Here is a 293-nt window from a genome sequence, read left to right as displayed (position 1 = left end):
TGCCGCGAATCGACGACGTCACCGATTTCATCGATGCGATCGAGGACGAACTCCAGCGTGTGAACCGGACGTTGCGTTCGGTCGCGCGCGAACGCCGTGTCGATGCGATCGCCTCGACGGTGGTGGTACTCGTGCACACCCGCGACATGGTGTTGTGTGGCTGGGTGGGCGACAGCCGGGCGTACTGCTACGAAGAAGGACGCCTGCGGCTCCTCACGCGCGATCACGTGCACGGCGATCGCGGTGACGAGACGCGCTTCGGCGTGGCGACGCCGGTGGCTTCGGGCGTGCTC

Annotated in this window: 1 protein-coding gene; it reads left to right on the top strand. The window is 66.6% G+C overall.

The features are described 5' to 3' along the window. Positions 1-293, top strand: a 293-nt coding sequence (locus ACR9ZJ_RS19430) for a protein phosphatase 2C domain-containing protein (protein ID WP_481288696.1), incomplete at both ends; no start/stop codon positions are given.

The sequence above is a fragment of the Luteibacter sp. KNZ12-1A genome (assembly GCF_056755675.1).
Note: the sequence above shows the minus strand (reverse complement) of the source record. Positions and strands in the feature narration are given on the sequence as shown.